This is a genomic window from Enterobacter cloacae complex sp. P18RS (assembly GCF_014982105.1).
In the GTDB taxonomy this organism is placed as follows: Bacteria; Pseudomonadota; Gammaproteobacteria; order Enterobacterales; family Enterobacteriaceae; genus Enterobacter; species Enterobacter hormaechei_C.
Window position 1 is genome coordinate 1 of the sequence record NZ_JADCKV010000045.1, and the last position, 5,229, is coordinate 5,229.

Annotated in this window: 8 protein-coding genes and 3 pseudogenes; 10 read left to right on the forward strand and 1 reads right to left on the reverse strand. The window is 42.4% G+C overall.

The window, feature by feature from the left end:
• The 3 genes from INF61_RS22325 to INF61_RS22335 all read left to right on the forward strand — a co-directional run.
• The coding region (locus tag INF61_RS22325; protein ID WP_193548131.1) for an HNH endonuclease at nucleotides 1-407 on the forward strand (407 nt) is incomplete at its 5' end.
• Between the two features lie 10 nt (nucleotides 408-417).
• A complete protein-coding gene (locus tag INF61_RS22330; RefSeq protein ID WP_017384273.1) occupies nucleotides 418-900 on the forward strand; it encodes an SMI1/KNR4 family protein in 483 nt (160 codons plus the stop codon).
• Between the two features lie 172 nt (nucleotides 901-1,072).
• On the forward strand, nucleotides 1,073-1,546 hold the full coding sequence (locus INF61_RS22335) for a hypothetical protein (protein WP_017384271.1): 474 nt from the start codon (nucleotides 1,073-1,075) through the stop codon (nucleotides 1,544-1,546).
• A 57-nt stretch (nucleotides 1,547-1,603) separates the two neighbouring features.
• On the opposite strand, the pseudogene INF61_RS22340 reads toward INF61_RS22335, so the two are convergent.
• A pseudogene (locus tag INF61_RS22340) lies at nucleotides 1,604-1,992 on the reverse strand (DUF933 domain-containing protein); the annotation flags it as partial.
• Nucleotides 1,993-1,999: 7 nt separating this feature from the next.
• On the opposite strand from INF61_RS22340, the pseudogene INF61_RS22345 reads away from it, so the two are divergent.
• The 7 genes and pseudogenes from INF61_RS22345 to INF61_RS22375 all read left to right on the forward strand — a co-directional run.
• Nucleotides 2,000-2,674: pseudogene (locus INF61_RS22345) on the forward strand (RHS repeat domain-containing protein); the annotation flags it as partial.
• A gap of 141 nt (nucleotides 2,675-2,815) precedes the next feature.
• Nucleotides 2,816-3,157, forward strand: a complete 342-nt coding sequence (locus tag INF61_RS22350) for a hypothetical protein (RefSeq protein ID WP_193548132.1) — start codon at nucleotides 2,816-2,818, stop codon at nucleotides 3,155-3,157.
• Nucleotides 3,154-3,585, forward strand: a complete 432-nt coding sequence (locus INF61_RS22355) for an immunity 26/phosphotriesterase HocA family protein (RefSeq protein WP_163294706.1) — start codon at nucleotides 3,154-3,156, stop codon at nucleotides 3,583-3,585. Before INF61_RS22350 ends, INF61_RS22355 begins: the two co-directional genes overlap by 4 nt.
• A gap of 285 nt (nucleotides 3,586-3,870) precedes the next feature.
• Nucleotides 3,871-3,972 (forward strand): annotated as a pseudogene (locus tag INF61_RS23155) (RHS repeat-associated core domain-containing protein); the annotation flags it as partial.
• A 3-nt stretch (nucleotides 3,973-3,975) separates the two neighbouring features.
• Nucleotides 3,976-4,368 (forward strand): HNH/ENDO VII family nuclease, encoded by a 393-nt coding sequence (locus tag INF61_RS22365; protein ID WP_193548133.1) that lies wholly within the window; start codon nucleotides 3,976-3,978, stop codon nucleotides 4,366-4,368.
• Between the two features lie 12 nt (nucleotides 4,369-4,380).
• Nucleotides 4,381-4,830 (forward strand): SMI1/KNR4 family protein, encoded by a 450-nt coding sequence (locus INF61_RS22370; RefSeq protein ID WP_193548134.1) that lies wholly within the window; start codon nucleotides 4,381-4,383, stop codon nucleotides 4,828-4,830.
• Between the two features lie 144 nt (nucleotides 4,831-4,974).
• Nucleotides 4,975-5,151 (forward strand): DUF6386 family protein, encoded by a 177-nt coding sequence (locus INF61_RS22375; protein WP_370553225.1) that lies wholly within the window; start codon nucleotides 4,975-4,977, stop codon nucleotides 5,149-5,151.
• Nucleotides 5,152-5,229: the final 78 nt, after the last annotated feature.

Consider the following 5,229-nt stretch of genomic DNA (forward strand, 5'->3'; position numbering starts at 1 on the left):
GGGTGGATCCGTGGGGGTTGGCATTAAAGGGAGTCGACTTTACAGGAAGCCCAGATCTTTTCCCAATCAATGGAACAAAACAGAATATTGTATCTATTACAATGCAAGGAACTCGAGATAGAGATTTCACCGAGGCTTTCAAGGCAGCCGGTATTTCTAAAAGCGATGCAACTGGATATACATGGCATCATGTCGATGATTTTGACCCAGCCACAGGAAGGACAACAATGCAATTAGTAAAAACTTCTGCGCATGAAGCTACTTTCCCACATAAAGGCTCAGTCTCACAATTCGAGAAATATTTTGGTGTAAAATATGGTTCCCAAGAAGCCATTGCTGTTTCTCATTCTAAAGGCTGGTTGAAGGGGCGTGTCCCGAAAAAATTGCGTGCAAACTGTCATCAGTGAGGTATAACCTATGAACCATTTCAGTAACTGTGAAAAAAAGATTGGACGTGCAGATATTACTAAAACGGAAGAGAAATTATCTATTACTCTTCCGGATGATTTCGTTTCACATTATCTGCAATTTAATGGTGGCACTCCTGAGAAAAGTTGGTGGGACGGTGATGAAGATTTTGAGCCAGTAGAGGTGGCAGGGTTTAAACCGTTTGTTTATAATAGTCAGACAAATAATGACCCTAGATCTTTAATCGACGGTTGTTATATCAGCATGTTGGATAGGGAAGTGATTCCTAAAAACCTGCTTCCTTTCGCAAATGATTGGGGAGGGAATTTCTTCTGTCTAGATTTAGACAATTACTCAATAGTATATTTTGCTACAGATTCTTTTGATGAGGATTTGACTATGCAAGAGAATCACATAAAACTTCAAAGATATCTGACAAATTCATTTGCCAATTTTGTTAATGGATTAGTAGCAGAAGAAGATCTTTCTTAAAGAATATTTAAAAATTTAATCGATTTATTTACTTCGATTGCTGTTGTTTTGATATTCATATTTTTAATAAAGCTCTGTGACACAAATCATAGGGTTTTATTATAAAACAGCATGACAGGCTTGGTGGTATGAAAGCAGCTAGAATCCCATGTAGAATAAATCAGGTTAAAAAATGAAGATATCCCAGTTAGCAATACATAGGTTAAATAATATTAATTGGTTTGTTAATCTTGGTGTAGCAACGACACTCCCTGGTGTTATCCAGGCTCAGTCCCTTAGCTTATTTATAAAAGGCTTGAATAGCGATGAATGGGAAAGTGCCACCTTGGAGGCTGGTTATGAAATAACGGGCTATCTCGCAAAAAAACACACTAACAAATATCAATATTGGAACTCTTTGGTCAAAGAAGCTAAGAAAGTTGTGGAGAATGATATTATCCCAAAAATAATCTTCCCAGAGTCTGAGAAAGGATCAATGACTGAGAACTTAAAATGGGACCTTGTGAATTACTTGCTTGAAGATGCGTATAGTTCTTTACTACATGAGCCATTCGCTTTTGAAGGCTTAATTAATGTTTATGAAGCTGGGCATATGCCCTGTGGATGGTCAGGTACTTGGCCAGCGGGCAAACTAGTTATCTATTGATAGGACACGCGAAAAAAAATCCACGCCAAAGCGTGGATTTTTTTCATTCAAAACAAATCAAACGTTAAACAAGAAGTTCATCACGTCGCCATCTTTAACGATGTAATCTTTCCCTTCCGCACGCATCTTGCCTGCTTCTTTCGCGCCTTGCTCACCCTTGTAGGTTATGAAGTCTTCAAACGCGATAGTCTGCGCACGAATGAAGCCTTTCTCGAAGTCGGTGTGGATCTTACCAGCCGCCTGAGGCGCAGTCGCACCCACAGGGATGGTCCACGCACTTCTTTTACGCCCGCGGTGAAGTAGGTTTGCAGGCTGAGCATCTCATGGCCCGCGCGGATCACGCGGTTCAGACCCTGCTCGGCCATGAAATTTTCACGATCGGCGTCGTTCATTTCAGCGATATCGGATTCAACCGCGTTCCAAAACGCTACCACTACAGAACCTTTATCGCCTGAAGAGTCTGCTGAGAAGGTCACGCACAACCGCCTGACGCAGCTGAATGGCATTCGTTGGCGCTATGACATCCATGGCCGCACCGTGGAGAAGGATAACGGCCAGACCCGATGGCACTACCGCTACGACGGCGAGCACCGCCTGACGGAGGTCATCAGCCAGCCGCGGGACCGCAACAGGCCGCAGACGCAGGTCAGCTTCCGCTACGATCCGCTCGGGCGACGCATCAGCAAAACGCGCCGCCAGATGCTGGGCGGGCAGCCAACCGGCAAGCCGGTCACCACGCGGTTTGTCTGGGAAGGGTTCCGGCTGTTGCAGGAGGTGCACGGGGACGTGCCACTGACCTACGTCTACAGCGATCAGGACAGCTACGATCCGCTGGCACGTATTGACGGCGTTGATGCCCCGGAAATCTTCTGGTTCCACTGTCAGCCCAACGGCACGCCGGAGCGGATGACGGATAGCGAAGGGCAGGTGCGCTGGGAAGGGGTGAACAGCGCCTGGGGCAAGCTGCTACGGGAAAGCGAGACGAAGGTATCAGGATATTCCCAGAACCTGCGCATGCAGGGCCAATACCTGGATCGTGAGACAGGGCTGCACTACAACCTGTTCCGGTATTACGACCCGGACTGCGGACGATTTACGCAGCAGGACCCGATAGGGTTAAATGGCGGGTAAAATCTTTACAGCTATGCTCCTAATCCTATAGTTTGGACAGATCCTTTAGGTCTTACACCTTGTAAGGGGTTACCATCCACTCGAAGGGCTGGAGGTACAGGCAAACATTATGATCCCGTAAATGGTCAAGGGTTGTATGTGCTACACGATGGAAAGAATATTATCTATGTAGGACGTGGGGATGCTCCAGCACGTTTGAATAGCCATGCGAATACACCGGGTAAATCACATTTGGAACAGTTGACGATATTTGATAATAATTTGACCAAAGCGGAAGCTAAATTCCTGGAACAAAGGATTATGGATCTTAATAGTGGAGCTAAGTCAACAAATTCTTTAACCAATCTCCTCAATAAAATCAGGTCATATAGCCCTAATAACCTAAACGCTAGCAAATATGATATTGCAGGTCATAGTAGTGATTGGGGTGGGGAAGTATTGAAAGATGCGTTAACAATTCTGAAAGGGAATGGCTTATGAAAGTAAAATATAAAGAGGGTGACATCTTTGTCATTCCGATGAGTAATGGGAAGTATGCGCTTTGCCAGGTTGTTTTTGCTCCAAAGCAAAAGTTTAAGCAAGCAATAGGTTTCTGCATTTTATCAATACAGGATACGGAGGAGTTTGAAGAGAACAGTTCACTGACACCTCTATCTTTTGAAAAGTTTGGCAAGAAGATGAAGGTTATTTTCACTGGCAACCAAAATATTAGCAAAGGTATTTGGAAAATTATTGGTTATGCTAATCTCACAGAAGAAAAAAAACAGTTAAAAATATTTAATTATGCTGGTGGCTTATATGATGGGGAGGAGGAAATCAGGCGTTTGTCTGTTGCTGAATATCCTAATTACACAACTATGGGGGTTGCAGGCTTTGAGCTTGTCGACAATGTTCTGATAAATATTTGATCATCAGGGGAAGGGCGCTTCCCCAGCTAGTTTTCATACAGCAGCAGCTCATTAACACCTTTAATAAATTCACAAGTTTTTATGATCGTCTGGCCAAATAGTATTGCACCAATGCATGCAGGAGAAGAATAGCCACAAGTTTGCCGCCGTTGATCTAGATATCAATACTCATACCTTCGCCCGGAACGAGAGAGTACAGTCGGTCGTCTGCACTACGGTAGAAGGGCTGACCCGCTACCACTAAATCCAGTCAGGTCTGCACTACAATTTGTTCTAGTAGTATGACCCTACAGCGGGCGGTTTACGCAGCAGGACCCGATAGGGCTGGCGGGGGGGATTAACCTTTACTTGTATGCGCCGAATGCGCTGGGGTGGGTGGATCCTTGGTGATTGAGTAGGTATTCATCCTCAGGTAAATATAAGCCTGGAACAATTCTGGGACGTACAATTTATAAAAATACTGTTGACATACATCCTGGAGTTCCTAAGTCAGTTCATCCTTCAATCAAAGCGAAAGTTAAGGATGGTTGGACAAATGTTGATTTGATGAAAAATGGCTATGCTCCGATTGGCACGGATGGGAAACAAGTCAATCTTCATCACGTTCTTGGACAAGAACCTGGACCAATGGTGGAAATTCTTTCATCTACGCATAAGCTGTATCATAAGCAATTGCATGGATTAATCGAGAACGGTGGTAGTTTTAGAAATACTCCTGAACTTGATAGACAGTACAACAGATTCAGAAGTGCGTATTGGAAGTTGAGAGCATTAGATTTTTAATAGGGTGTAAAAATGATGACTATCAAAACTGCAATTGAATATTTGAACAATAATGCGACAGACGAAGTTTTTTGGTTAGGTCAAGTTGATATAGAACAGATTGACTTACTTGAAAATAACCTTGGCATTAAACTCCCTCATGATTTTCGAGAGTTCTTACTTTTGGTTGGGGGCGGAGGGGTGATTGGAGAGGAGATTTCAGGAATAGTGGATAATAATGCTCTTGAAGAGTCAGGAGGTGCTGTTTTTTACGATACAATATATTGCCGCAATGAATTTTCACTCCCTGAAAATTATTCTGTTATATATCTAAAAGATGATGAGGTTTGCTGGTGTATAGATTCTGGTGGTGAGAATTTTGGAAGGGTTGTTAATTATGATCTGTTTTCCAAGAATACGACGAACATTATAAGTCCTTCGTTTTCTGAATTTTTTGATAATTATGTTAAGTTGCGGACGTGATTAGTGGTATGAATGCCAATTGAATTCATAAGCATTTCCCAAGCGGATAAGGTCCAGGAGATAATTTGGACCTTATGGTACGTATTCTATTGTTTCTAAATAGTGGTTGTTAATTATAAGATAAGTAATTAAATATTGAAAATTATGCATGAAATAATACATTTCCAAACAAATACAGCAACAGTAGTCATTTATGATTTAGTTTCACTAAAACATAGAGTTAACGATGATGCAGATTGGTGGAGTCTTCCTGAAGATGAAGTGGTAGAAATAAACAAAGGAAATGTATTATTTCTCAATGTTGGGGATGATGGCACCTAAAAAGGTTATATTAAAAATGATGTTGAAGAATATATCGGCGCGCTGTTTTTAAACGTACCTAGTGGAAAGGTTTTCATT